Origin of the sequence: Candidatus Tisiphia endosymbiont of Parasteatoda lunata (assembly GCF_964030955.1) — a bacterium.
Taxonomy (GTDB): Bacteria; Pseudomonadota; Alphaproteobacteria; order Rickettsiales; family Rickettsiaceae; genus Tisiphia.
In genome coordinates this window covers 995370-1020306 of the sequence record NZ_OZ035003.1, presented here as the reverse complement: position 1 = coordinate 1020306, position 24937 = coordinate 995370, and the positions used below count along the sequence as shown (strand labels likewise).

General features: G+C 33.6%; 27 protein-coding genes and 5 pseudogenes. 19 read left to right on the top strand and 13 right to left on the bottom strand.

The features are described 5' to 3' along the window. Positions 1 to 24 precede the first annotated feature (24 nt). Positions 25 to 192, bottom strand: a pseudogene (locus tag AAHN00_RS06345) (DDE-type integrase/transposase/recombinase); the annotation flags it as partial. 115 nt (positions 193 to 307) lie between these two features. Between AAHN00_RS06345 and AAHN00_RS06340 the strand changes: the two are divergent. The 3 genes from AAHN00_RS06340 to AAHN00_RS06330 are packed head-to-tail and all read left to right on the top strand — an operon-like array spanning position 308 to position 2255. Next, positions 308 to 772: a helix-turn-helix domain-containing protein gene (locus AAHN00_RS06340; protein ID WP_342272442.1), complete on the top strand. Its 465-nt coding sequence runs from the start codon at positions 308 to 310 to the stop codon at positions 770 to 772. 22 nt (positions 773 to 794) lie between these two features. Next, complete coding sequence (locus AAHN00_RS06335) at positions 795 to 1526, top strand: transposase (protein ID WP_342272441.1); 732 nt, start codon at positions 795 to 797, stop codon at positions 1524 to 1526. Positions 1527 to 1547: 21 nt separating this feature from the next. Next, complete coding sequence (locus AAHN00_RS06330) at positions 1548 to 2255, top strand: IS6 family transposase (protein WP_342270905.1); 708 nt, start codon at positions 1548 to 1550, stop codon at positions 2253 to 2255. Positions 2256 to 2298: 43 nt separating this feature from the next. Here AAHN00_RS06330 and AAHN00_RS06325 read toward each other — a convergent pair. The 4 genes and pseudogenes from AAHN00_RS06325 to AAHN00_RS06310 all read right to left on the bottom strand — a co-directional run. After that, a pseudogene (locus AAHN00_RS06325) lies at positions 2299 to 2616 on the bottom strand (transposase); the annotation flags it as partial. 64 nt (positions 2617 to 2680) lie between these two features. Continuing rightward, the gene (locus tag AAHN00_RS06320) at positions 2681 to 3865 is read right to left on the bottom strand and encodes an IS3 family transposase (protein WP_342270912.1); all 1185 of its coding nucleotides are present in this window, start codon (positions 3863 to 3865) and stop codon (positions 2681 to 2683) included. 75 nt (positions 3866 to 3940) lie between these two features. After that, a complete protein-coding gene (locus AAHN00_RS06315; protein WP_342272440.1) occupies positions 3941 to 4447 on the bottom strand; it encodes a transposase in 507 nt (168 codons plus the stop codon). Between the two features lie 238 nt (positions 4448 to 4685). Further along, complete coding sequence (locus AAHN00_RS06310; RefSeq protein ID WP_342272568.1) at positions 4686 to 5051, bottom strand: transposase; 366 nt, start codon at positions 5049 to 5051, stop codon at positions 4686 to 4688. A 107-nt stretch (positions 5052 to 5158) separates the two neighbouring features. On the opposite strand from AAHN00_RS06310, the gene AAHN00_RS06305 reads away from it, so the two are divergent. Further along, on the top strand, positions 5159 to 6109 hold the full coding sequence (locus AAHN00_RS06305; RefSeq protein WP_342272439.1) for a transposase: 951 nt from the start codon (positions 5159 to 5161) through the stop codon (positions 6107 to 6109). 26 nt (positions 6110 to 6135) lie between these two features. Here the strand turns inward: AAHN00_RS06305 and AAHN00_RS06300 are convergent, their stop codons facing one another. Both AAHN00_RS06300 and AAHN00_RS06295 read right to left on the bottom strand, forming a co-directional pair. Beyond that, positions 6136 to 7350, bottom strand: a complete 1215-nt coding sequence (locus AAHN00_RS06300; RefSeq protein WP_342270940.1) for an IS256 family transposase — start codon at positions 7348 to 7350, stop codon at positions 6136 to 6138. A 120-nt stretch (positions 7351 to 7470) separates the two neighbouring features. Next, the gene (locus AAHN00_RS06295; RefSeq protein WP_342272438.1) at positions 7471 to 7749 is read right to left on the bottom strand and encodes a transposase; all 279 of its coding nucleotides are present in this window, start codon (positions 7747 to 7749) and stop codon (positions 7471 to 7473) included. Between the two features lie 131 nt (positions 7750 to 7880). Between AAHN00_RS06295 and AAHN00_RS06290 the strand changes: the two genes are divergently transcribed. The 3 genes and pseudogenes from AAHN00_RS06290 (at position 7881) to AAHN00_RS06280 (ending at position 10808) form a co-directional block, all read left to right on the top strand. Beyond that, a complete protein-coding gene (locus AAHN00_RS06290) occupies positions 7881 to 8861 on the top strand; it encodes a transposase (RefSeq protein WP_342271025.1) in 981 nt (326 codons plus the stop codon). Between the two features lie 68 nt (positions 8862 to 8929). Continuing rightward, positions 8930 to 9454 (top strand): annotated as a pseudogene (locus tag AAHN00_RS06285) (IS256 family transposase); the annotation flags it as partial. Positions 9455 to 9545: 91 nt separating this feature from the next. After that, positions 9546 to 10808 (top strand): IS256 family transposase, encoded by a 1263-nt coding sequence (locus tag AAHN00_RS06280; protein ID WP_342270914.1) that lies wholly within the window; start codon positions 9546 to 9548, stop codon positions 10806 to 10808. 24 nt (positions 10809 to 10832) lie between these two features. Here the strand turns inward: AAHN00_RS06280 and AAHN00_RS06275 are convergent, their stop codons facing one another. Further along, positions 10833 to 11984, bottom strand: a complete 1152-nt coding sequence (locus AAHN00_RS06275; protein ID WP_342272596.1) for an IS256 family transposase — start codon at positions 11982 to 11984, stop codon at positions 10833 to 10835. 110 nt (positions 11985 to 12094) lie between these two features. Between AAHN00_RS06275 and AAHN00_RS06270 the strand changes: the two genes are divergently transcribed. Then, on the top strand, positions 12095 to 12298 hold the full coding sequence (locus tag AAHN00_RS06270) for a hypothetical protein (protein ID WP_342271160.1): 204 nt from the start codon (positions 12095 to 12097) through the stop codon (positions 12296 to 12298). Positions 12299 to 12402: 104 nt separating this feature from the next. Here AAHN00_RS06270 and tnpA read toward each other — a convergent pair whose 3' ends face one another. Beyond that, positions 12403 to 12843, bottom strand: a complete 441-nt coding sequence (tnpA, locus tag AAHN00_RS06265) for an IS200/IS605 family transposase (protein WP_342272437.1) — start codon at positions 12841 to 12843, stop codon at positions 12403 to 12405. An 89-nt stretch (positions 12844 to 12932) separates the two neighbouring features. Between tnpA and AAHN00_RS06260 the strand changes: the two are divergent. Further along, positions 12933 to 13019, top strand: a pseudogene (locus AAHN00_RS06260) (IS982 family transposase); the annotation flags it as partial. A 101-nt stretch (positions 13020 to 13120) separates the two neighbouring features. Here AAHN00_RS06260 and AAHN00_RS15025 read toward each other — a convergent pair. Then, positions 13121 to 13219: pseudogene (locus tag AAHN00_RS15025) on the bottom strand (IS200/IS605 family transposase); the annotation flags it as partial. 149 nt (positions 13220 to 13368) lie between these two features. Between AAHN00_RS15025 and AAHN00_RS06255 the strand changes: the two are divergent. The 3 genes from AAHN00_RS06255 (at position 13369) to AAHN00_RS06245 (ending at position 14618) form a co-directional block, all read left to right on the top strand. Next, positions 13369 to 13818: a helix-turn-helix domain-containing protein gene (locus tag AAHN00_RS06255; RefSeq protein WP_342271056.1), complete on the top strand. Its 450-nt coding sequence runs from the start codon at positions 13369 to 13371 to the stop codon at positions 13816 to 13818. Then, positions 13812 to 14054, top strand: a complete 243-nt coding sequence (locus tag AAHN00_RS06250; RefSeq protein WP_342271051.1) for a transposase — start codon at positions 13812 to 13814, stop codon at positions 14052 to 14054. The genes AAHN00_RS06255 and AAHN00_RS06250 overlap by 7 nt, the downstream gene beginning before the upstream one ends. Before the next feature lie 87 nt (positions 14055 to 14141). Further along, a complete protein-coding gene (locus AAHN00_RS06245) occupies positions 14142 to 14618 on the top strand; it encodes a transposase (protein WP_342272435.1) in 477 nt (158 codons plus the stop codon). Here AAHN00_RS06245 and AAHN00_RS06240 read toward each other — a convergent pair. Further along, the gene (locus AAHN00_RS06240) at positions 14615 to 15013 is read right to left on the bottom strand and encodes a hypothetical protein (RefSeq protein ID WP_342272434.1); all 399 of its coding nucleotides are present in this window, start codon (positions 15011 to 15013) and stop codon (positions 14615 to 14617) included. The two genes, AAHN00_RS06245 and AAHN00_RS06240, sit on opposite strands and share 4 nt — an antisense overlap. Positions 15014 to 15287: 274 nt before the next feature. Between AAHN00_RS06240 and AAHN00_RS06235 the strand changes: the two genes are divergently transcribed. The 3 genes from AAHN00_RS06235 (at position 15288) to typA (ending at position 18417) form a co-directional block, all read left to right on the top strand. After that, positions 15288 to 15521 (top strand): hypothetical protein, encoded by a 234-nt coding sequence (locus AAHN00_RS06235; RefSeq protein WP_250310741.1) that lies wholly within the window; start codon positions 15288 to 15290, stop codon positions 15519 to 15521. A 417-nt stretch (positions 15522 to 15938) separates the two neighbouring features. Next, complete coding sequence (locus tag AAHN00_RS06230; protein ID WP_342272433.1) at positions 15939 to 16094, top strand: hypothetical protein; 156 nt, start codon at positions 15939 to 15941, stop codon at positions 16092 to 16094. Between the two features lie 502 nt (positions 16095 to 16596). After that, positions 16597 to 18417 carry a translational GTPase TypA gene (gene typA, locus AAHN00_RS06225; RefSeq protein ID WP_342272595.1) on the top strand — a complete coding sequence of 607 codons (1821 nt, stop codon included), beginning with the start codon at positions 16597 to 16599 and terminating at the stop codon, positions 18415 to 18417. Between the two features lie 9 nt (positions 18418 to 18426). Here the strand turns inward: typA and rimM are convergent, their stop codons facing one another. Further along, positions 18427 to 18918 carry a ribosome maturation factor RimM gene (gene rimM, locus AAHN00_RS06220; RefSeq protein WP_341755445.1) on the bottom strand — a complete coding sequence of 164 codons (492 nt, stop codon included), beginning with the start codon at positions 18916 to 18918 and terminating at the stop codon, positions 18427 to 18429. Positions 18919 to 19151: 233 nt separating this feature from the next. Between rimM and AAHN00_RS06215 the strand changes: the two genes are divergently transcribed. The 4 genes from AAHN00_RS06215 to AAHN00_RS06200 all read left to right on the top strand — a co-directional run bounded on the left by AAHN00_RS06215 (position 19152) and on the right by AAHN00_RS06200 (position 24036). Then, positions 19152 to 20336 carry an IS3 family transposase gene (locus tag AAHN00_RS06215; RefSeq protein ID WP_342270912.1) on the top strand — a complete coding sequence of 395 codons (1185 nt, stop codon included), beginning with the start codon at positions 19152 to 19154 and terminating at the stop codon, positions 20334 to 20336. Between the two features lie 892 nt (positions 20337 to 21228). Beyond that, positions 21229 to 21519 carry a transposase gene (locus AAHN00_RS06210; RefSeq protein ID WP_342270937.1) on the top strand — a complete coding sequence of 97 codons (291 nt, stop codon included), beginning with the start codon at positions 21229 to 21231 and terminating at the stop codon, positions 21517 to 21519. Further along, positions 21477 to 22379: an IS3 family transposase gene (locus tag AAHN00_RS06205; RefSeq protein ID WP_342272567.1), complete on the top strand. Its 903-nt coding sequence runs from the start codon at positions 21477 to 21479 to the stop codon at positions 22377 to 22379. The genes AAHN00_RS06210 and AAHN00_RS06205 overlap by 43 nt, the downstream gene beginning before the upstream one ends. 439 nt (positions 22380 to 22818) lie before the next feature. Further along, positions 22819 to 24036, top strand: a complete 1218-nt coding sequence (locus AAHN00_RS06200; RefSeq protein WP_342272594.1) for an IS256 family transposase — start codon at positions 22819 to 22821, stop codon at positions 24034 to 24036. 240 nt (positions 24037 to 24276) lie between these two features. Here the strand turns inward: AAHN00_RS06200 and elbB are convergent, their stop codons facing one another. Continuing rightward, positions 24277 to 24933 carry an isoprenoid biosynthesis glyoxalase ElbB gene (elbB, locus tag AAHN00_RS06195; protein WP_342272432.1) on the bottom strand — a complete coding sequence of 219 codons (657 nt, stop codon included), beginning with the start codon at positions 24931 to 24933 and terminating at the stop codon, positions 24277 to 24279. Positions 24934 to 24937: the final 4 nt, after the last annotated feature.

Sequence of the window (24937 nt, the reverse complement as noted above, 5' to 3'; positions counted from 1 at the left end):
TTTACACACTTATTTGTACAGAGCCGTCATTTCTGCAGAATGAAAACTCTTAAAACCAAGCATTGGCTTTGTACGTTTTTTGATAAACCTATGATCTTGTTCTACAAGATTATTCAGGTATTTGGTCTGAATAACCTTAATTTTATAATCTTTAGGAACTTTTGTATTCAAATCATTAAGAGCAGCCGTATTATACCAATTGCAATAATTAACGCAGTGTTATAAAATGGTTTTTTAACTGATAAAAGGTAATCAAATAGCTAGGTTAATATTACCGCAAGGTTTTGAAGGTCATGATTTTATAAAAATGATGAAACATGAGCCGCATGGTCGAAATCGTATACGTTTATTGGCGATGTATCACCTTCAATTAGGCAAATCTTTTAAAGCCATATCTGAAATAGTGAAGTCACACTGGAAAACTGTGCAATCATGGCTCAGAAGATTTAGGAATCATGGTTTTGAAGGATTATTTGAATCACAAAGAAGCGGTGCCCCTAGGAAGATTAACACTATACAAGAGTCTGCTCTTTTTGATAAAATCAATACGCTCAGTGAAAGTAAAACTGGTGGGTATATAACTGGAAAGGAGTTACATATCATGTTACTTGAGGAATATGGTGCTAAATGTGCTTTAAAAACAGTCTACAATACTATGCACCGCCTTGGTTTTAGCTGGATTACTTCTCGTTCAATGCATCCAAAGTCAAATCAAGAGACTCAAAATACATATACAGGAGTTTCGCACTTAGCAAAAAATATGTTAATCTAGCAAGAAAGAGTTTTAGTTAAGCATGGCAAGATCAAAATGTAGCAAAGACTTATATAAATCATTTTTACAAGCAAGTAGCGTAAGATATAGTGGTAAAGCATTATCTGAAGTAAGTCCAATAAACCTATCTCATGATAGTGCAAGTCGATGGTTAAATAGTAAGGATTTCCGCCCTAGCGGGATCTACAGAGAAGTGTCAAAATATATTGATAGGGAAGCTTCTTGTTTATTAGTGGGAGATGACACGTTATTGTCAAAGCAATACAGTAAGAAAATTGAGCTTGTACATTATCAATATTCTGGAGCTGTACATGATGTTATACCTGGTATAGGGATGGTCAACTTACTGCATTACAATGCTAAAACTGATCAATCTACCCCTGTAGATTATAGAATATATGATAAAGAAACTGATGGAAAAACAAAGAATGAGCATTTTTGTGATATGCTTACTTTAGCTAAGGAAAGAGGGATCAATCCTGATGCAGTAGTAATGGATGCGTGGTATAGCGGTTTGGAGAATTTGAAACATATACGTAATTTAGGTTGGACATGGGTTAGTAACCTAAGAAAAAATAGAAAAGTTAATCATAATGTTAGCTTAGAAAGTTTAGAGATTCCTGATGAGGGACTAAAAATTCACCTACGTGGATACGGTTGGGTTACGGTATTTAAGTTTGTGGCAAAAAATGGTCGCATTGATTACATAAGGTTCTGTCGCATATGTTGGACAATAGAAAAAAGATTGATATAATGATCTAAAAAAGATGTTAAGATGTTTCGTATTACTGCAAGATTATTATCATATTTCAAAGGATTTTGTTCTTCACCAGAAATAATAATGTTATTTGTCTATATGAAATGCCGATTTTCTTTAAGTTATCGAGATTTGGAAGAAATGATGAGTATAAGGGGAGCAAAAATTGATCACTCTACATTACAAAGATGGGTTATAAAATTTGTACCATTGATAGATCAGGTGGTTAGAAAAAGAAAGAAGCCAGTTGGTAGTAGTTGGAGAATGGATGAGACTTATATTAAATTAAACGGTAAATGGGTTTATTTATATAGAGCACTAGATAGTCTTGGTAATACTGTAGACTTTCTGCTACGTAAGCATAGAGACAAGCCTGCAGCACTTGCATTTTTTCGTAAAGCCTTTAGAGAGAATAATTTTCCTGAGAAAGTAGTAATTGATAAAAGCGGTAGTAATACGGCTGCTCTTAATGATTTGAATACAGAAGTTCCTAAAGATTATAAAATTAAGGTTATTCAGACCAAATACCTGAATAATCTTGTAGAACAAGATCATAGGTTTATCAAAAAACGTACAAAGCCAATGCTTGGTTTTAAGAGTTTTCATTCTGCAGAAATGACTATTACCGGTATAGAAAATATTCGTATGATGCAAAAAAGACAAATAATTGGAGCTAATGATAATCTTTCTACTTTTGAGAATTTTGCTATGTTAATGGCATCATAATGTCCAAAACCTTAGTTTTAACAATCTTGATGTAGTATGATTTATAGATGCGACAAAACCGTACTATAGTACTCGGGAATACACTGCTTATAGCTTCTGGAAAGCCCTTTAAACCATCCACACAAGCAACATAAATTTGTTCAATTCCTCGATTCTTTAACTCAGTAACTACTTGCATCCAAAATTTAGCACCTTCATTTTTGCCTATCCAAATGCCAAGTAACTCCTTTTTCCCTTCTATATTTACAGCAAGTGCTAAATATACTGCTTTATTTATTACTATGTGATTGTCTCTAGATTTTACATAGATACAGTCCAAGTATAATATTGGATACACCCTATCTAAACAACGATTTTGCCACGAAACTGGACTGATTTTTCAAGACAAATTTTTCACTAATTTTGTTTCCCATTTTACATAATTTTTAAGCTGCATTTTGTAAGTAATCAAGATACACGTTCATCGGTTTTTTATAACCAATACTTGAATGGAATCTTTGATTGTTATATTTATCCATGTATTTATCAATACCATCTTTAAGTTCTGCGATATTTTTAAAATCATTTATAAATATACAATTATATTTTAAAGTTCTAAAAAATCTTTCAATCACAATATTATCAATGCTTCTACCCTTACCGTTCATTGAGATTTGTATATTATTCTCTTTTAGAATTCCCGTATGCTCATGTCCAGTATATTGACTACCCTGATCACTATTGAATATTTGTGGTGCAGGGTATTTATTCAGTGCATCTTTTAATACATCGGTTACAAGTGATGCATCCATAGAATTAGATACTTTATAACTTAGTATTGCCTTACTATGCCAATCTATAATCGCCACAAGATACATAAATCCTCCGTTAGTTCTAATATAAGTAATGTCACCACTCCACACTTGATTAACATAAGGTACATGAATAGTTCTATTCGTTCCTGATTTGTGCCAGTACGGCTCAAGCAAATAGCTATAAATTTTATGTTGACCATCCTTCACAGAAGTAGATTGCTTTTTATGAGGATGAATAGCTTCTATACCCATTATTCCCATATATTTAAGCACCCTATCTCTGCCCACATTAAAGCCGTCTTCCAATAATTGTTTGTATATATAACGATAACCATACTCAGGGTTATCCGTATATATTTCATCTATTCTATTTAAAATATCAAGATTATATAAGCTCATTACTTTAGCTTTATAATATACTCCAGATCTGCTTATCTTTAATAGTTCACATTGCCTTGTCTTTGCTAACGTACTCAGCTTGGGGTCGACAAGACTTTTCTTATTTGATAAGTCCAAGCTGTTTAGCTTTCCCACCGCCCAGTCCCTCTCGACTGTAGCCTTACCTAATGCTTTTGCAAGTTCATCGTTTTGATTCTTAAGTTCACTAATCTGCCCTTTGTACTCACTAACAGCTTTTGCTGGCTCAAATGCCAATGACGCATTATCTAAAAATTGTCGTTTCCAGTTTTGCATAGTTTTAGCCGTTACTTCATATTTGACCGATAACTGACCTATTGTTGATTCTTCTTTTAACATCTCTAATACTATTTTAGTTTTTGCTTCTGCACTAAAATTTTTAATTTGTTTTTTACCCATTTGTTTCTCTTTAATTTTATTTATTATTCTATACTTATTGAGAAACAAAAATACCTGCTTCTTTGTCTAATTTTTTCAGTCCATTATACACCTAGTTACTTCTTCTATCACCCCATCTGTTATGGTGGATATCAAGTCACCAGATACATCAGTTTGATATATTTCTTCTAAATGCCCTCGGATCTCGCTGACTGTCATACCGCGACCATAAAGGGATATCACTTTCTCATCAAATCCATTAAATCTCCTCAGCCCTTTTGGTATTAATTGAGGATTATACTCTCCTTCCCGATCTCTTGGTACTTCTACTGTCAGCTTACGACCATCCCCATCAATTACTGTCTTCTCATAGCTACCATTACGACGATTATTATCTACTTTTGGCATCTTGCTATGTTTTGAATATCCTAATTCATGATCCAACTCACTTGCTAATATTTTCTCAACTATTTGCTTCTTTAGCTGTTGAAATAAACCATCTCGACCAAATAACTCCGATGGATCTGCTTTTGATAATAATTCTTCTACTAGCTGATTACTGATGTCTAATGTATCTTTATCTGTATCTAATTTTTTAGCCATAATTCCTCCTTGCTTGCTTAAGTTACTTTTTTTACAGTAATCTCTTACTGCTTTCTTTGCAACTTACACAAACTATAGGACAGACTCTGGATATGTTAATTTTCACTTAAATTATGTCTAGATATGCAATTCTTCCTGATTTAAGATAGAATCCCCCCTTACCCCCATTTTTTATTGTACCGGGGACAGTACCATATTAGCTATATTCTATAGCTAATTTTTTCCAGGAGTTTCGCAGTTAGCAAAATTGCGAATCAGCTAAAAGGCATCTAATGTTGTTCTGAATTGATGTTTTTATAACTTCCCAAGTTTGTTGATATAAAGTAATTTTTTCATTTATCCTCCTTTTGTTCATATCGAGCCAAGCAAATACAGCAAGGCAAATATGATTTCTCTGAGCTCGACCCGTGCGTGCCTGACAGCGTTCAATACCACAAGTTTGTTTTAATTCTCGATGATAAACTTCTATAGACCACCGTGCCTTAACAATTTTCTCTATTTGTTCACGTGTTGGATTTTCTAAGTTAGTTGTTATGTAATCAATGCGACCATTTTTTGCCACAAACTTAAATACCGTAACCCAACCGTATCCACGTAGGTGAATTTTTAGTCCCTCATCAGGAATCTCTAAACTTTCTAAGCTAACATTATCAGGAGTTTCGCACTTAGCAAAAAATATGTTAATCTAGCAAGAAAGAGTTTTAGTTAAGCATGGCAAGATCAAAATGTAGCAAAGACTTATATAAATCATTTTTACAAGCAAGTAGCGTAAGATATAGTGGTAAAGCATTATCTGAAGTAAGTCCAATAAACCTATCTCATGATAGTGCAAGTCGATGGTTAAATAGTAAGGATTTCCGCCCTAGCGGGATCTACAGAGAAGTGTCAAAATATATTGATAGGGAAGCTTCTTGTTTATTAGTGGGAGATGACACGTTATTGTCAAAGCAATACAGTAAGAAAATTGAGCTTGTACATTATCAATATTCTGGAGCTGTACATGATGTTATACCTGGTATAGGGATGGTCAACTTACTGCATTACAATGCTAAAACTGATCAATCTACCCCTGTAGATTATAGAATATATGATAAAGAAACTGATGGAAAAACAAAGAATGAGCATTTTTGTGATATGCTTACTTTAGCTAAGGAAAGAGGGATCAATCCTGATGCAGTAGTAATGGATGCGTGGTATAGCGGTTTGGAGAATTTGAAACATATACGTAATTTAGGTTGGACATGGGTTAGTAACCTAAGAAAAAATAGAAAAGTTAATCATAATGTTAGCTTAGAAAGTTTAGAGATTCCTGATGAGGGACTAAAAATTCACCTACGTGGATACGGTTGGGTTACGGTATTTAAGTTTGTGGCAAAAAATGGTCGCATTGATTACATAACAACTAACTTAGAAAATCCAACACGTGAACAAATAGAGAAAATTGTTAAGGCACGGTGGTCTATAGAAGTTTATCATCGAGAATTAAAACAAACTTGTGGTATTGAACGCTGTCAGGCACGCACGGGTCGAGCTCAGAGAAATCATATTTGCCTTGCTGTATTTGCTTGGCTCGATATGAACAAAAGGAGGATAAATGAAAAAATTACTTTATATCAACAAACTTGGGAAGTTATAAAAACATCAATTCAGGAGTCTTTCTAATTAAGTGTGTAAATTTTTCATAGGGCTTAAATTCTACCTTCAAATTTTATCAAAAAGTGAGCCATAGCTGCGTTCCAGTTTGGAATCGGCATAACCCATTTCTTGGTCATATAATCAATTGCCAAATATAAGGTCTTAAAAACAGCATTATCATTTGGAAAAACCCGTTTATTCTTAGTAACCTTACGTAATTGGCTATTGACAGATTCTACACTATTAGTTGTGTATATTACTTTCCTTATCGCCTCAGGGTATCCTAGAAAAACCATTAAATTTTCCCAATGAACATACCAAGATTTAGCAATTTGTGGATACTGTTTACTCCATTTAGCTTCAAAAGATTCTAAAGCAAGATGTGCTTCTTCCTCCGTGCTAGCAGTATATATAGGCTTTAAATCAGACGCTAATTCTTTTCGGTCTTTATATGATACATATTTTAAACTATTTCTAATCTGATGTACAATACATAATTGATGTTCGGTTTTCGGAAAAACTGCTTCTATTGCCTCAGACATACCGGTTAAATTATCACTGCAAGCAATAAGCATGTCTTGCATACCTCTGTTCTTCATCTCAGTAAAATTACCAAGCCAAAATTTCGCTCCTTCATTTTCACTGATCCACAATCCTAAAATATCCTTCCTTCCAGATAAATCAATACCTAATGCTACATATACAGACTTATTGATAATTCGTTTATCTTGACGTACTTTTACTACTAAACAGTCAAAAAATACTATAGCATATACTCGATCCAATGGTCGGCTTTGCCATATCTTGACATCCTCAATTACATCATCAGTAATTTGACTTATCAAACTTTCGCTAACGTCAGCTCCATACAATTCTTGCATTTGAATCTTAATATCAGATAAGCTCATTCCTTTAGCGTATAATGATATTATTTTATCATCAAATCCTTCAATACGTCTTTGACGCTTCGGAATTAATGCAGGTTCAAATGTACTACTTCTATCCCTTGGAACCTCAATCTCTACAACTCCATTATTTGTTACTAGATTCTTTACATTCCTACCATTACGAACATTATCACTATCAGTATGACAATATTTATCATATCCTAAATGATTATTCATCTCTGACTGCAATGCCTTCTCTACAAGCCGTTTGGTTAATTGTTTTAATAAACCATCCTCTTTAAGTAATGTTGATATATCTGTATCATTATTTATTAATAAATCTATCGCTTGATTCATTGCTTCATTTTGTTTTTGGTGCATTATAATTTCTCCTTTTGTTATATTATATTTTTATATAACCTTTGAAAAATTTACACACTTATTTGTACAGAGCCCAATTCAGAACAACATTAGATGCCTTTTAGCTGATTCGCAATTTTGCTAACTGCGAAACTCCTGATTATGATTAACTTTTCTATTTTTTCTTAGGTTACTAACCCATGTCCAACCTAAATTACGTATATGTTTCAAATTCTCCAAACCGCTATACCACGCATCCATTACTACTGCATCAGGATTGATCCCTCTTTCCTTAGCTAAAGTAAGCATATCACAAAAATGCTCATTCTTTGTTTTTCCATCAGTTTCTTTATCATATATTCTATAATCTACAGGGGTAGATTGATCAGTTTTAGCATTGTAATGCAGTAAGTTGACCATCCCTATACCAGGTATAACATCATGTACAGCTCCAGAATATTGATAATGTACAAGCTCAATTTTCTTACTGTCAGGAGTTTCGCACTTAGCAAAAAATATGTTAATCTAGCAAGAAAGAGTTTTAGTTAAGCATGGCAAGATCAAAATGTAGCAAAGACTTATATAAATCATTTTTACAAGCAAGTAGCGTAAGATATAGTGGTAAAGCATTATCTGAAGTAAGTCCAATAAACCTATCTCATGATAGTGCAAGTCGATGGTTAAATAGTAAGGATTTCCGCCCTAGCGGGATCTACAGAGAAGTGTCAAAATATATTGATAGGGAAGCTTCTTGTTTATTAGTGGGAGATGACACGTTATTGTCAAAGCAATACAGTAAGAAAATTGAGCTTGTACATTATCAATATTCTGGAGCTGTACATGATGTTATACCTGGTATAGGGATGGTCAACTTACTGCATTACAATGCTAAAACTGATCAATCTACCCCTGTAGATTATAGAATATATGATAAAGAAACTGATGGAAAAACAAAGAATGAGCATTTTTGTGATATGCTTACTTTAGCTAAGGAAAGAGGGATCAATCCTGATGCAGTAGTAATGGATGCGTGGTATAGCGGTTTGGAGAATTTGAAACATATACGTAATTTAGGTTGGACATGGGTTAGTAACCTAAGAAAAAATAGAAAAGTTAATCATAATGTTAGCTTAGAAAGTTTAGAGATTCCTGATGAGGGACTAAAAATTCACCTACGTGGATACGGTTGGGTTACGGTATTTAAGTTTGTGGCAAAAAATGGTCGCATTGATTACATAACAACTAACTTAGAAAATCCAACACGTGAACAAATAGAGAAAATTGTTAAGGCACGGTGGTCTATAGAAGTTTATCATCGAGAATTAAAACAAACTTGTGGTATTGAACGCTGTCAGGCACGCACGGGTCGAGCTCAGAGAAATCATATTTGCCTTGCCGTATTTGCTTGGCTCGATATGAACAAAAGGAGGATAAATGAAAAAATTACTTTATATCAACAAACTTGGGAAGTTATAAAAACATCAATTCAGAACAACATTAGATGCCTTTTAGCTGATTCGCAATTTTGCTAACTGCGAAACTCCTGTATGATTTATTGGAAAATAAAAAATGAACTTACACAAATTAAATGATTGACTCAGCAGTATATTTAGCACTTGCTGTAAATATAGAAGGGAAAAAGGAGTTACTTGGCATTTGGATAGGCAAAAATGAAGGTGCTAAATTTTGGATGCAAGTAGTTACTGAGTTAAAGAATCGAGGAATTGAACAAATTTATGTTGCTTGTGTGGATGGTTTAAAGGGCTTTCCAGAAGCTATAAGCAGTGTATTCCCGAGTACTATAGTACAATTATGTATTGTACATATGGTTCGCAATTCAGTAAAGTATGTGTCATATAAAGATTTAAAAGAGGTCACATCAGATCTAAAACAAATTTATACAGCTAATAATGACGAAATGGCACGTTTAAAACTTCAGCAATTTGGTGTAAAATGGGATAAAAAATATCCGGTAATTTCTGATATTTGGCAACGTAATTGGTCTGGGATAATACCGTTTTTTGCCTTTCCTGAAGAGATCAGAAAGGTAATTTATACTACTAACACTATAGAATCTGTAAATCGTCAAATTAGAAAAATTATCAAAAATAAGGGGGTGTTTCCAGATGGAGTCTGTCCTATAGTTTGTGTAAGTTGCAAAGAAAGCAGTAAGAGATTACTGTAAAAAAAGTAACTTAAGCAAGCAAGGAGGAATTATGGCTAAAAAATTAGATACAGATAAAGATACATTAGACATCAGTAATCAGCTAGTAGAAGAATTATTATCAAAAGCAGATCCATCGGAGTTATTTGGTCGAGATGGTTTATTTCAACAGCTAAAGAAGCAAATAGTTGAGAAAATATTAGCAAGTGAGTTGGATCATGAATTAGGATATTCAAAACATAGCAAGATGCCAAAAGTAGATAATAATCGTCGTAATGGTAGCTATGAGAAGACAGTAATTGATGGGGATGGTCGTAAGCTGACAGTAGAAGTACCAAGAGATCGGGAAGGAGAGTATAATCCTCAATTAATACCAAAAGGGCTGAGGAGATTTAATGGATTTGATGAGAAAGTGATATCCCTTTATGGTCGCGGTATGACAGTCAGCGAGATCCGAGGGCATTTAGAAGAAATATATCAAACTGATGTATCTGGTGACTTGATATCCACCATAACAGATGGGGTGATAGAAGAAGTAACTAGGTGGCAAAATCGTTGTTTAGATAGGGTGTATCCAATATTATACTTGGACTGTATCTATGTAAAATCTAGAGACAATCACATAGTAATAAATAAAGCAGTATATTTAGCACTTGCTGTAAATATAGAAGGGAAAAAGGAGTTACTTGGCATTTGGATAGGCAAAAATGAAGGTGCTAAATTTTGGATGCAAGTAGTTACTGAGTTAAAGAATCGAGGAATTGAACAAATTTATGTTGCTTGTGTGGATGGTTTAAAGGGCTTTCCAGAAGCTATAAGCAGTGTATTCCCGAGTACTATAGTACAATTATGTATTGTACATATGGTTCGCAATTCAGTAAAGTATGTGTCATATAAAGATTTAAAAGAGGTCACATCAGATCTAAAACAAATTTATACAGCTAATAATGACGAAATGGCACGTTTAAAACTTCAGCAATTTGGTGTAAAATGGGATAAAAAATATCCGGTAATTTCTGATATTTGGCAACGTAATTGGTCTGGGATAATACCGTTTTTTGCCTTTCCTGAAGAGATCAGAAAGGTAATTTATACTACTAACACTATAGAATCTGTAAATCGTCAAATTAGAAAAATTATCAAAAATAAGGGGGTGTTTCCAGATGATAAGTCAATTCAAAAAATAATATTTTTATCCCTACAAAATGCAGCCAAAAAATGGACCATGCCTATTAAAGATTGGTCTTTAGCTTTAAATCAATTTGAAATACTTTGTGGAGATTTTAAATATGATTTATTGGAAAATAAAAAATGAACTTACACAAATTAAATGATTGACTCATTTTATCAAAAAGTGAGCCATAGCTGCGTTCCAGTTTGGAATCGGCATAACCCATTTCTTGGTCATATAATCAATTGCCAAATATAAGGTCTTAAAAACAGCATTATCATTTGGAAAAACCCGTTTATTCTTAGTAACCTTACGTAATTGGCTATTGACAGATTCTACACTATTAGTTGTGTATATTACTTTCCTTATCGCCTCAGGGTATCCTAGAAAAACCATTAAATTTTCCCAATGAACATACCAAGATTTAGCAATTTGTGGATACTGTTTACTCCATTTAGCTTCAAAAGATTCTAAAGCAAGATGTGCTTCTTCCTCCGTGCTAGCAGTATATATAGGCTTTAAATCAGACGCTAATTCTTTTCGGTCTTTATATGATACATATTTTAAACTATTTCTAATCTGATGTACAATACATAATTGATGTTCGGTTTTCGGAAAAACTGCTTCTATTGCCTCAGACATACCGGTTAAATTATCACTGCAAGCAATAAGCATGTCTTGCATACCTCTGTTCTTCATCTCAGTAAAATTACCAAGCCAAAATTTCGCTCCTTCATTTTCACTGATCCACAATCCTAAAATATCCTTCCTTCCAGATAAATCAATACCTAATGCTACATATACAGACTTATTGATAATTCGTTTATCTTGACGTACTTTTACTACTAAACAGTCAAAAAATACTATAGCATATACTCGATCCAATGGTCGGCTTTGCCATATCTTGACATCCTCAATTACATCATCAGTAATTTGACTTATCAAACTTTCGCTAACGTCAGCTCCATACAATTCTTGCATTTGAATCTTAATATCAGATAAGCTCATTCCTTTAGCGTATAATGATATTATTTTATCATCAAATCCTTCAATACGTCTTTGACGCTTCGGAATTAATGCAGGTTCAAATGTACTACTTCTATCCCTTGGAACCTCAATCTCTACAACTCCATTATTTGTTACTAGATTCTTTACATTCCTACCATTACGAACATTATCACTATCAGTATGACAATATTTATCATATCCTAAATGATTATTCATCTCTGACTGCAATGCCTTCTCTACAAGCCGTTTGGTTAATTGTTTTAATAAACCATCCTCTTTAAGTAATGTTGATATATCTGTATCATTATTTATTAGTTAACCACTCTGCACTGCAAGTGCAGAGCTTAATATTACGGCATGAATGCCTAATGTATGTACTAACTTAAAAGTTAGAAACTATTTGTATATGGCTCATTTAGAAAGTGTCACAACACAAAAAGAATATATCTGTGAAGTGTAAGATTTTGTTAAAAAATATCTGTATGATTCATTCTTATCTTTTCTTGATAAGATATTTAAAATTTATGTTGAAACGACGCACTGCAAGTGCGGGGTTTTTCTCCCAAAGTGGGACAATAAATCTATCGCTTGATTCATTGCTTCATTTTGTTTTTGGTGCATTATAATTTCTCCTTTTGTTATATTATATTTTTATATAACCTTTGAAAAATTTACACACTTATTTGTACAGAGCCGGAAACTGAACAACCCTCAGCTCTAAGCTGAGGGGTTATAAAGTAGAGTCAATTTGAAATTGACCTACTTCAATTGGTTCTCCTTCTTGTTCTTCTATATATTTCTGAATTATTTCATCTGTTATGTTACCTGAACTAACTGCCATATATCCTCTAGCCCATAAGTGACGTCCCCAAAACTGCTTTTTTAAATGGGGAAATTCTTCAAACATGATTCTTGCACTACCACCTTTTAAATACTGTACCAACTTACTTAACGCTATTTGCGGTTTATAGGATACAAACATATGAATATGATCTGCTACCACTTTTCCTGATATTAGGTAAACCTCATGATCCATCGATATTTGCCTTAACACATCCCTTACTCTCTCAGCTACTTTGCCAGTTAATATTCTTTTACGATATTTTGGTATCCACACTAAATGCACTTTTAAATCGTGTTTACTATGGCTATTAGTCCTATAACTCCTCATCTTATTTCACTAATTCGTCGTTAATACGACTTCATTATATCTTCCCTTCGCCTAAAGGCGAGGGTTTTTTATAATCCCCGTTGGGGGACAATAAATTAATGGATTTGAAAGAAAAAATCTTACTTCGAAAGCGTAACTTAATTGAAACAGTTTTTGATTATCTAAAAACTCAATAACAACCAGCTGAAGCTGGTGGGTTGATATCTAGACTGGAAGTCGCTATTACTCTAAAGAGATATTACTAATGCCTGTGCTATCTCTCTGATCCTAATTCTTATAAGTTACCCTGCAATACTTTGTAGCGATATTTAGTGATCCAAACAACATGAAAGCGATGGTAAAATACAGTGTGGCTAGTCTTGTTATAATCTGTCATATATGATATTTTAATATACATAAGAGCAAGCTCTTCATGTATATTAAAATATCATATATTCAAGTTATAGTGAATTGAAATATTAGAACAAGGACTGAAGTCTTTCCCAGCTGAAGCTGGGGGTTTTAACCAAAAAGGTGACTATAAAAATGATGAAACATGAGCCGCATGGTCGAAATCGTATACGTTTATTGGCGATGTATCACCTTCAATTAGGCAAATCTTTTAAAGCCATATCTGAAATAGTGAAGTCACACTGGAAAACTGTGCAATCATGGCTCAGAAGATTTAGGAATCATGGTTTTGAAGGATTATTTGAATCACAAAGAAGCGGTGCCCCTAGGAAGATTAACACTATACAAGAGTCTGCTCTTTTTGATAAAATCAATACGCTCAGTGAAAGTAAAACTGGTGGATATATAACTGGAAAGGAGTTACATATCATGTTACTTGAGGAATATGGTGCTAAATGTGCTTTAAAAACAGTCTACAATACTATGCACCGCCTTGGTTTTAGCTGGATTACTTCTCGTTCAATGCATCCAAAGTCAAATCAAGAGACTCAAAATACATATAAAAAAACTTTCCAGATATGTTAACAGAATTATTACCAAAAAATATCGATAGATGTAAAGTTGATATATGGTCTCAGGATGAAACTCGAGTTGGGCAACAAGGTAGCTTAACTCGTATATGGGCTAAGCGTGGCACTAGACCCCGTAAAGTTCGGCAACAGCAATTCATTTCAACATATATTTATGGAGCTGCTTGCCATGATACAGGAGAAGCTTTTGCATTAATTTTACCATATGCAAACACACAGGCAATGAGTTAACCACTCTGCACTGCAAGTGCAGAGCTTAATATTACGGCATGAATGCCTCATGTATGTACTAACTTAAAAGTTAGAAACTATTTGTGTATGGCTCATTTAGAAAGTGTCACAACACAAAAAAATATATCTGTGAAGTGTAAGATTTTGTTAAAAAATATCCTATCTTTTCTTGATAAGATATTTAAAATTTATGTTGAAACGACGCACTGCAAGTGCGGGGTTTTTCTCCCAAAGTGGGACAATAAATTCTTAGAAGACCTTTCTCGCAGTATTCAAGGCAACCGACATATAGCTTTACTAACGGATAATGCAGGTTGGCACACAGCCAAAAAACTAACTGTGCCAAGCAATATCACTTTGATACCGCTTCCGCCCTATGCACCGGAACTTAATGCAATGGAACAAGTTTGGGAATGGATCAAGAATCATTACTTGTCTAACCAATGTTATGGTGTATATGAAGATATCGTCACTATGGCTTGTTACGCTTGGAATCAACTTGCTCATAATGTAGATTTAGTAAAATCAATTATGTATAGAGACTGGATAAATACACCGTGTTAATTATTGCAATTGGTATTAATAGTAAAAACCAACCTATTTTTATACAGAACTAGTTGAGCCGAATCATTCTTCAATAAAATCTTACTTTCTTCTAATCTGACTCTAGTCAAATGAAATTGACTTAGTTCAATAGTTTCATAGGAACTATTAGCGATATATTCCGGTAATGTTAAATTCATTAGCATTGCTTGTTTTTTAAGCCACTCAAATCCTCCTCCTATGTGATTAATTAACAACTCAAAAGGACCAATTTTCCAACTATAACCAAGCCTCATAGCTGTATCTATATCGTAAATATTATCAGTAACCGATGGAATTAAAGATGTTATATATAAGTAAAACTTCACTAGTATCTCATGAAAAAATTGTATACTTGCAGCAAAACTGCGTAACACTATCTAATTTTTTTGCTAGTATGAATTTATTGTATAAATTTGGGTTTCTACTATGCAAATATCACCGATTAATCAAAACTTACGCTATGTTTTATGATAAGTGGCTTTGTACTGAGATATTATTAAAATTCTTTACTATGAAAAAATGGCTTTCAGCCAAGGTTTTTAGTCATACTTGAGATAACATAGCGTAAGTTTTGTAATAAAAACTAGTTGAAAAAGTACCAATTATATTATAACATTTGAAATATTAATAATAATGATAATTAATCAAATGAAAAAACCAAAAGTAGCGACCTTAAGTGCTGAAGAACGAGAAGAACTAATACAACATGTCAAGGAAAGTTCATTAACGGGAGATGAACAGCAAACGATAGTAGAACTTGTGAAATTTTGTAATGAGCTAATAGACAAGCTAGCATCATCAAATATCAGTATAAATAAGCTTAAGGAAATGCTGATTGGTTTTAAGGCAGATAACAAAAAAAAGATAGTTCAGATTCATTAAAAGAACCGCCAAGTGAATCTGATAACGGGAATGGTGGTAATGAAGAAGAGTGCGATAAGCCCAAAAAGATAGATCGTAGTAATTGGCAAGGTAAATATGGGTTTGATGATTATAAGGATGCGAATACCAGCTATTTAACTCCTGAGAATTTTTGTAGTGGTGATAGCTGTCCTCACTGTTGTAATGGCAAACTATATAATAGTGAAGCTAGAAAATTGCTACAATTTACAGGTAATGCTCCAATTACAGTCAACAGATATGTAAAGAAAACGCTACGTTGTAATGCTTGTGATTATATAGTTATGAACAGTTAACCACTCTGCACTGCAAGTGCAGAGCTTAATATTACGGCATGAATGCCTCATGTATGTACTAACTTAAAAGTTAGAAACTATTTGTGTATGGCTCATTTAGAAAGTGTCACAACACAAAAAGAATATATCTGTGAAGTGTAAGATTTTGTTAAAAAATATCTTATCTTTTCTTGATAAGATATTTAAAATTTATGTTGAAACGACGCACTGCAAGTGCGGGGTTTTTCTCCCAAAGTGGGACAATAAACTAGTTTATTAAAGATGATTCATGAGAATAGTTGGTATGTTTAAAACAAAAACTCACTTAACGGAGCTAATAAAAGAAGTATATACTGCTCGTAAATGAAGAGTTGGTAGACGATAGTATAACTTCAAGAAGAGCTAGGCAGTAGCAAAGTCTAGCAGCGTAGCGTACATGAGTAACTAGGCAGCTTCGATCTTTGGTCGCGGAAACGCCAATTCTTGAAGTTCTACCTGAGTATATAGAGTCTATAATTTAACTCACCTTACACATGGCATTTAAAAGTCCAAGAGCAACAGTCCGACGTCATATATGGACGAAGTCCATGCCATCATTGCGAGGAAGGTCGTAGGTCGACGAAGCAATAAAAGTCACTAAGAATAGATTGTCGCGACCACTCAAGTGGTCTCGCAATGATGCCGGGCTATTTTCTCTGTGATATTATAATGTAAGAACTCTATTCCCTTTTGATATAGTTTGCTCTATAATTGCCAATTAAAAAATATATTAAAGGTTTTTGATGTCCGCTATTCGCAATATTGCCATTATCGCCCACGTTGATCATGGTAAAACCACTCTAGTTAATAATATGCTTAAGCAAAGTGGTACTTTTCGAGCAAACCAGGAAGTAGCAGAACGTGCTATGGATTCCAATGACCTGGAGCGTGAACGTGGTATAACCATTCTCGCCAAATGTACTTCTCTTATGTGGAAAGATATCCGCATTAATATAGTTGATACTCCTGGTCACGCTGATTTTGGTGGCGAGGTAGAACGCATTCTTACTATGGTAGATGGAGTCATATTACTGGTGGATTCTTCTGAAGGCACAATGCCTCAGACCAAATTTGTATTGTCTAAAGCCCTGAAACTTGGGTTAAAACCAATTGTTGTTATCAATAAAATTGACCGCCCTGATAGAAGGGTAAGTGAAGTAGTTGATGAAGTATTTGAATTATTTATGGCATTAGAGGCAAATGATGAACAACTAGATTTTCCCATTATCTACGCTTCAGGACGTAGCGGTTGGGCATCACGTCACTTAGAAGATGAACAAAAAGACCTTGCTCCACTTTTTGATTTGATAGTATCTCATGTGCCTGCTCCTATTGCTGATAGTGAATCTCCTTTTTCTATGCTTGTTACCACTAGAGAATATAACCCATATTTTGGTCGCGTGCTTACCGGTCGCATCCATAGCGGCACAATTAAGACTAACCAAAATGTTAAAGTACTTAATCGTGATAATATGGCAACTGAAAATGCTCGAATAAGTAAAATACTTTTATTCCGGGGATTGGAACGTGTGGCTGTCGATGTTGCATATGCTGGAGATATTATTGCTATTGCTGGGATTCAGGACGCTACTGTAGCTGATACGATATGTGCCCCTGAAATAATGGTAGCACTGCCATCCTTACCTATAGATACCCCAACATTATCTATGACTTTTGGAGTAAATGATTCTCCTCTTGCTGGACGAGAAGGCTCAAAACTTACCGCAAGAGTTCTAGGTGATAGATTAATGCGAGAGATCGAAAGTAACGTAGCAATACAGGTCAGCCAAACTGAAGAAAAAGATGCTTTTCAAGTTGCAGGGCGTGGTGAACTACAATTAGGCATATTAATTGAGACCATGCGGCGGGAAGGTTTCGAACTATCAATCAGCAGACCTCGAGTATTATTCAAAGAGGATGAACAGGGAAAAAGATTAGAACCAATTGAAGAAATCCAAGTTGATGTTGATGATGATTTTGTTGGAGTTGTTGTTAAATCCTTGGCAATACGTAAAGCAGAAATGACTGATATGCGTCCATCTGGTGGCGGTAAAACTAGAGTAACATTTTTAGGACCATCACGCGGTCTTATTGGTTATCACGGTCAATTCTTAACTGAAACTCGGGGTACGGGTATTATGAATCGTGTTTTCCATAGTTATGCTCCTTATAAAGGGGCTATTGAAGGAAGGCGTAATGGAGTGTTAATTTCTAATGGGGACGGGGAAGCTGTTGCCTATGCTCTATGGAATCTTGAAGATCGTGGGAAAATGTTTATAAACCCTAATGAACTAGTATATCAAGGAATGATTATAGGAGAACATAATAGGGATAACGATCTAGAGGTAAATCCTCTGAAAGCCAAGCAATTATCAAATGTTCGGGCTTCTGGTAAAGATGAAGCTATGCGTCTTATCCCGCCAACTCTTATGACATTAGAGCAATCTATCAGCTATATCCAAAGTGATGAAAGGGTAGAAGTTACTCCTAAATCAATTAGACTTCGTAAGGCAATGTTGAACCCTAATGACCGGAAAAAATCAGACCGACGTAACGAGGACTAATTGCTATAGTCAAATCTTTGCTAAAATAGCATGCTCTTTCGTCACTACTGGGAAAAATTGCTTGTTAAAAGGAAATAGTTCTACTTTTTTATTGCTGACAAACTCGATTTCAATGATATCACCTGCTTTAAAATTAAAAACATTTGTAATCTTTCCTATAGCCACCAAATTGGTATCTAGTACCAGTAAGCCTCTTAAGTCTTCAATATAAAATTCATCTTCACTTAATGAAGGGAAATCACGCCTATGACAAAAAAGCTTACATCCCTTTAACTCTTCAGCTAATGTCCTATTATTAATTTTGTTAAATCTACATATTATATCACCTTTAGAATTTTGACTAATGAGTTTAAGGATAATTTTTTTTCCTAATTCATCCACCAAATTCATTTTAATGATATTAGTATTTGGCATAGTAAAAGATTTGACGTAAACATTACCCTGCACTCCGTGTGCTGATGATACTACACCAACAAAAATTAAATCTTTTTTAATAGACACCACCTAATTCATTAAGAGAAACCATTTTTTCTTTTTTGGATAGTTTCCAGCTGCTTTCTCTAATTTTTCAAAATGAAATATGCCAAAGCTATATCCTATCATGACTGGAATTATAATGATCAGCAATCCATAATTACCTAAATATTATAATGGACTGAAAAAATTAGACAAAGAAGCAGGTATTTTTGTTTCTCAATAAGTATAGAATAATAAATAAAATTAAAGAGAAACAAATGGGTAAAAAACAAATTAAAAATTTTAGTGCAGAAGCAAAAACTAAAATAGTATTAGAGATGTTAAAAGAAGAATCAACAATAGGTCAGTTATCGGTCAAATATGAAGTAACGGCTAAAACTATGCAAAACTGGAAACGACAATTTTTAGATAATGCGTCATTGGCATTTGAGCCAGCAAAAGCTGTTAGTGAGTACAAAGGGCAGATTAGTGAACTTAAGAATCAAAACGATGAACTTGCAAAAGCATTAGGTAAGGCTACAGTCGAGAGGGACTGGGCGGTGGGAAAGCTAAACAGCTTGGACTTATCAAATAAGAAAAGTCTTGTCGACCCCAAGCTGAGTACGTTAGCAAAGACAAGGCAATGTGAACTATTAAAGATAAGCAGATCTGGAGTATATTATAAAGCTAAAGTAATGAGCTTATATAATCTTGATATTTTAAATAGAATAGATGAAATATATACGGATAACCCTGAGTATGGTTATCGTTATATATACAAACAATTATTGGAAGACGGCTTTAATGTGGGCAGAGATAGGGTGCTTAAATATATGGGAATAATGGGTATAGAAGCTATTCATCCTCATAAAAAGCAATCTACTTCTGTGAAGGATGGTCAACATAAAATTTATAGCTATTTGCTTGAGCCGTACTGGCACAAATCAGGAACGAATAGAACTATTCATGTACCTTATGTTAATCAAGTGTGGAGTGGTGACATTACTTATATTAGAACTAACGGAGGATTTATGTATCTTGTGGCGATTATAGATTGGCATAGTAAGGCAATACTAAGTTATAAAGTATCTAATTCTATGGATGCATCACTTGTAACCGATGTATTAAAAGATGCACTGAATAAATACCCTGCACCACAAATATTCAATAGTGATCAGGGTAGTCAATATACTGGACATGAGCATACGGGAATTCTAAAAGAGAATAATATACAAATCTCAATGAACGGTAAGGGTAGAAGCATTGATAATATTGTGATTGAAAGATTTTTTAGAACTTTAAAATATAATTGTATATTTATAAATGATTTTAAAAATATCGCAGAACTTAAAGATGGTATTGATAAATACATGGATAAATATAACAATCAAAGATTCCATTCAAGTATTGGTTATAAAAAACCGATGAACGTGTATCTTGATTACTTACAAAATGCAGCTTAAAAATTATGTAAAATGGGAAACAAAATTAGTGAAAAATTTGTCTTGAAAAATCAGTCCAGTTTCTATTTTGTTAAATAAATAAACCCAAAAGATGTGATAATATACATAATAGTATTAGATATAGCATATAAAAAACTAACATATGTGAAGCGTTTAAAAACAGGGAAATATGTAAATAAAATTGAATGGGCTGGTGTTAAACCAGGTATAATCAATATAATAAATGCTTGGAACAGAAAAATATCAAAAGGTGTTCTAGCATGACTCAATAAGTATAGGCAAACTAGAATAAGAACCCAAAAAATTACCATTCTAATTTTTAAAATCATTAGGGGGTACACGTAATAACCTAAATATATCAATGATAAATTCCCTAACATTTCTACTATTGAAACAAAGAAATTTTGATAGATAACTTGTTCAGCTGTATAACCAAAATTATTTCTAAGAATCTCTCCGCAATGAATAAATGTTAAGTTAACCACTCTGCACTGCAAGTGCAGAGCTTAATATTACGGCATGAATGCCTCATGTATGTACTAACTTAAAAGTTAGAAACTATTTGTGTATGGCTCATTTAGAAAGTGTCACAACACAAAAAGAATATATCTGTGAAGTGTAAGATTTTGTTAAAAAATATCTTATCTTATCTTATCTTTTCTTGATAAGATATTTAAAATTTATGTTGAAACGACGCACTGCAAGTGCGGGGTTTTTCTCCCAAAGTGGGACAATAAATATGTGGTACAAAAAGTAAAGGCTGAAAGTAATTGTGCTGCATGGGGATCATATTTCGGGAAAAAAAGCTCATTAAGAATTACAGCCATATGATGTGGTTATAGTTTTCCGGACAGTTAATAGGAGACAATATTAACAGAAAGGAAGTACAAAAATGACTAATAGCAAACCAAAGGTTTATCCGGCTGAATTTAAAGAGTCAGCAGTTAAATTAGCAATTGAGTCCAAGCGACCTGTGTCACAAACAGCTAAAGAGTTAGGTATTACTAGAAATACTCTATATACTTGGGTAGATAAATATTCCAAACCTAAAGAATCAATAATGCGAACAGATGAACATCTCTATGATGAATTAAAAAGATTAAAGAAAGATTTAGCTAGGGTAACGCAGGAGCGTGATCTATTAAAAAAGGCTGCCGCGTACTTTGCGAAAGAGTCCCAATAAAGTACGCATGGATAAAGAAGCATAAAGGTGATTTTTCAACTGCGATTATGTGCAAATTTATGAAAGTATCACGTAGTGGCTATTATGAATGGTTAACTACCCCTGAATGCAATAGGGACAAAGAAGATAATGCTTTAACCTGTAAGATTAAAACAATTTTTCAAGAAGGTAGAAGGAATTATGGATCTAGACCCATTAAAAAGGAACTATCTAGACACGGTATAATTGTTAGTCGGAAGCGGATTGCAAGGCTAATGAATGAAGCTGGTTTAGTATGTAAAAGCAAACATAAATTTAAAGCAACTACTGATTCTAGTCATAATAAGCAAGTTGCTCCTAATTTATTGGATAGAAAGTTCAAGGTCTATGCTGCTAATTGTTATTGGGTTGGGGACATCACATATGTTCCAACTGAAGAAGGTTGGCTGTACTTAGCAACCGTTATTGATCTATTTTCTAGGAAAATTATAGGGTGGTCAATGAATAGTAACATGAAAGCTGATTTAGTTAATAATGCTCTGCTAATGGCAATATGGCAACGTAAACCACCTAAAGGACTTATTTGGCATACTGATAGAGGTAGTCAATATTGTTCTGATAGCCATTCAAAACTTACAAAACAACATGGTATTATACAGAGTATGAGCGGTAAAGGAAATTGTTGGGATAATGCTGTTGCTGAAAGCTTTTTTCACACTATAAAAACAGAACTAATTTATCAATATAAATTTAAAACTAGGGAGGAAGCAAAATATGCCATATTTGAATATATAGAAGTATTTTATAATCGTATAAGGATGCATTCAACTAATGACTATCTATCACCTGTACAATACGAGAAAATGCAAAAATGTGCCTAAACAAACTGTCCGGAAAACTGTTGACAGATCAATATGTATATAGAGCATCAGATCAAAATAGTCTAGAAATGTACCGATTGAAAGTAATCCGACAGCCTCTTTTTGTTGGCTCTGTACAAATAAGTGTGTAAATTTTTCAAAGGTTATATAAAAATATAATATAACAAAAGGAGAAATTATAATGCACCAAAAACAAAATGAAGCAATGAATCAAGCGATAGATTTATTAGTTAACCACTCTGCACTGCAAGTGCAGAGCTTAATATTACGGCATGAATGCCTCATGTATGTACTAACTTAAAAGTTAGAAACTATTTGTGTATGGCTCATTTAGAAAGTGTCACAACACAAAAAGAATATATCTGTGAAGTGTAAGATTTTGTTAAAAAATATCTGTATGATTCATTCTTATCTTTTCTTGATAAGATATTTAAAATTTATGTTGAAACGACGCACTGCAAGTGCGGGGTTTTTCTCCCAAAGTGGGACAATAAATAATGATACAGATATATCAACATTACTTAAAGAGGATGGTTTATTAAAACAATTAACCAAACGGCTTGTAGAGAAGGCATTGCAGTCAGAGATGAATAATCATTTAGGATATGATAAATATTGTCATACTGATAGTGATAATGTTCGTAATGGTAGGAATGTAAAGAATCTAGTAACAAATAATGGAGTTGTAGAGATTGAGGTTCCAAGGGATAGAAGTAGTACATTTGAACCTGCATTAATTCCGAAGCGTCAAAGACGTATTGAAGGATTTGATGATAAAATAATATCATTATACGCTAAAGGAATGAGCTTATCTGATATTAAGATTCAAATGCAAGAATTGTATGGAGCTGACGTTAGCGAAAGTTTGATAAGTCAAATTACTGATGATGTAATTGAGGATGTCAAGATATGGCAAAGCCGACCATTGGATCGAGTATATGCTATAGTATTTTTTGACTGTTTAGTAGTAAAAGTACGTCAAGATAAACGAATTATCAATAAGTCTGTATATGTAGCATTAGGTATTGATTTATCTGGAAGGAAGGATATTTTAGGATTGTGGATCAGTGAAAATGAAGGAGCGAAATTTTGGCTTGGTAATTTTACTGAGATGAAGAACAGAGGTATGCAAGACATGCTTATTGCTTGCAGTGATAATTTAACCGGTATGTCTGAGGCAATAGAAGCAGTTTTTCCGAAAACCGAACATCAATTATGTATTGTACATCAGATTAGAAATAGTTTAAAATATGTATCATATAAAGACCGAAAAGAATTAGCGTCTGATTTAAAGCCTATATATACTGCTAGCACGGAGGAAGAAGCACATCTTGCTTTAGAATCTTTTGAAGCTAAATGGAGTAAACAGTATCCACAAATTGCTAAATCTTGGTATGTTCATTGGGAAAATTTAATGGTTTTTCTAGGATACCCTGAGGCGATAAGGAAAGTAATATACACAACTAATAGTGTAGAATCTGTCAATAGCCAATTACGTAAGGTTACTAAGAATAAACGGGTTTTTCCAAATGATCATGCTGTTTTTAAGACCTTATATTTGGCAATTGATTATATGACCAAGAAATGGGTTATGCCGATTCCAAACTGGAACGCAGCTATGGCTCACTTTTTGATAAAATTTGAAGGTAGAATTTAAGCCCTATGAAAAATTTACACACTTAATTAGAAAGGCTCTTTTTGTTCTCTAGTTAGACAAGTTTGAGATACCCCATCTGCTTGTATTAATCTATTCATATTGACCTATATCTTCCTTATTTAACCTTAGTTTTGGATTAAAATTAAAAATTTTAATCCAAAACTGGCTAGAATAATTTAAGTTCTTTAGAAAAATACATTCTTGAAGTGCTTCTACGAATACATTTTAATCTATTATCGTTCAGATATTAGTACACATTTGCAGCACTTTAATTACTAAACCCTTAATACCTTTATGTATTTGTGCTAAAGGAGAATTTAACATAAAAGCAGGAGTAGTAACCAATCTATTATCTTCGTCCACGACTATATCTTGAGCATTACAAGTTTCTCCTGTTGCTCCTAGCTTATGTATCAGATCATTTGATTCTCCAAGGGTAACCTTAATTTTTGTATGATTTCTTAAGACTATAGCAAGTAAAGCAGGAGCAATACATATAGCTCCAATTGGTTTTGATAAATTATAGAAGCCTACTATTATTTCCTGTAAGTCTTTTGGTACTGTAGCATTTTCATTTTTAAGTCCTATATCAGACAAATTTAGTGCAGCACCAAACCCACCCGGTAATATTAAAGCATCAAAGTCTTTAGCACGTATTTTATTTAATGGTTGAATTTTACCACGAGCAATGCGTGCTGATGCAACTAATATATTACGCTCCTCTAACATTTTTTCTTGAGTTAGATGGTTGATCACATGATGTTGATTTTTATTAGGAGCAAAAATTTTTACATTTACATTATGCTTATCAAGTTCCAATAGTGTAAAAACTGTTTCAAAGATTTCAGCCCCATCTAAATATCCACAACCTGAAATAATTACAGCAACATTTTTCATAATA